Origin of the sequence: Kitasatospora sp. NPDC093558, from assembly GCF_040683475.1 — a bacterium.
Lineage (GTDB): Bacteria > Actinomycetota > Actinomycetes > Streptomycetales > Streptomycetaceae > Kitasatospora.
Window position 1 is genome coordinate 1 of record NZ_JBFBDY010001068.1, and the last position, 1,619, is coordinate 1,619.

Genomic DNA, 1,619 nt, shown 5'->3' on the forward strand with positions numbered 1-1,619 from the left:
GATCGAACTCCTCACCGCAGGCGACCATCTGGTCCAGCAGCACCTCCAGGTCGGCAGGCGTCAGTTCGCCTCGACCGGTCGGGGAGTTCAGCAGCGGCGAGAAGCCGACACTGTGGAAACCGAGCTGGAGGAAGGCGTCCAGGGTCTCCCGCAGGGCGAGGTTGTGCGGGGTCACCGTCACCCGTGCGGAGACCTGCATCCGGCGCTGAGCTGCCAGCAGCGGGGCCAGATTGGCGGTCGCCCTCCGGAAGCTGCCCTGTCCGCCCCGGTACGGGCGCAGCGCGTCGTGCACCTCCTGGGTGCCGTCCAGGCTCACCGTCACCGCGAAGCCGTGCTGCTCGAAAAATTCGGCGTCCGCGGCCGTCACCCGGGTGCCGTTGGTGGTGATCGAGAAGGTGACCCGGACGTCGCGCACCACCGCGAGGCGGGCCGCGTGCTCGGTGGCAACCTGCACGACGGGCCGGTGAAGCAGGGGCTGGCCGCCGAGGTAGGCGAGGTTCACCCGCTCGCCCGGTGCGGCTGCGCCGAGGAGCAGTTCCACCGCCGCGAGCGCGGTCTCAGCCGACATGCTGGTGGGCGCTCCGCCGAAGCTGCCCTGCTGGGCGTAGCAGTAGGTGCAGCCGAGGTTGCACTTCTGCGCCACCGAGAGGGACAGCGCGCGGACCGGCGGTTCGGCGGGCGGCCGGTCGTCGATCAGCTGCGGGGCGTCCAGCCCCAGTTCGGACATCAGCCGGGAGAGCGCGGGGCCGTCCCCGGCGTGCCGGGCGTGGTCAAGGGCCCGGTGGCTGTCCGCGTCGAGGTCGAACAGGCGGCTGCCGTTGACCACCAGGGCGTGCCGGCCGACCTCGGTGCGCAGCAGGTGGAGGTCGGGGCTGACGGGGGCGGACAGCTCGAACAGCTCGCGGGCGGGTCCGCGGGTCGCGGATTCGGTGGAGGTGGAGGTGGAGGAAGGATTCATCGCAGGGGCCTCGTCGGGGATGATCCGGGTGGTCGGCGGCGGTCCGGGTGGTCCGCGGCGGTCAGCGGTGGTGATCCGGGAAGTCCCGGCCGCCGACGATGAACCGCAGGTGCTGCTGCCACTCCCGGAACAGGCTGTCGTACGTCAGGAGGCGGGTGTCCCGGCCGTTGTCGAGCACGTACTCCTTGGGCTCGCGGTGCACCGAGAGCCAGCTGTTGCCGACGCTGACGCCCTGTTCGTCCACGTCCACGTTGACGTAGTCGGGCCGGCTGGCCGCCCAGTAGTAGCAGGCGCACTCGCGGTAGTCGTTCTGCCAGGGCGAGCAGAGGCTGCGGGTGAGGTCGCCGGGCTGCACCAGCTGTTCGTCGATCACGGCCAGCCGGTCCTGCGCCGCCTCGCTGGTAGCGAACAGCGGGCGGACGACCAGGTCGACCGAACGCAGTGCGGCCGGGTCGGCCGGGATGCCGACCGGGTTGTCGCTGGGCTTCATGGTGAACTCGCAGGTCACCGGCCGGCCGGCGTGGCCGTCCAGCACCTTGGCGAGGGAGTTGGACCATTCCAGCATCGTCACGCCGTCGGGATTGGTCGCCGAGGTGAGCGGGCCGGACGCTCCCCTGGGGAGCTGCGGGCCGAGCAGGCTGCCGACCACCGGTTCGCCGGC

At 71.7% G+C, this 1,619-nt stretch carries 2 protein-coding genes; both read right to left on the reverse strand.

The features are described from left to right. A partial coding sequence (locus AB0O00_RS38515) for a radical SAM protein (protein WP_363659336.1) occupies window positions 1–958 on the reverse strand: 958 nt, incomplete at its 3' end. A 61-nt stretch (window positions 959–1,019) separates the two neighbouring features. After that, the coding region (locus AB0O00_RS38520; protein ID WP_363659337.1) for a hypothetical protein at window positions 1,020–1,619 on the reverse strand (600 nt) is incomplete at its 5' end.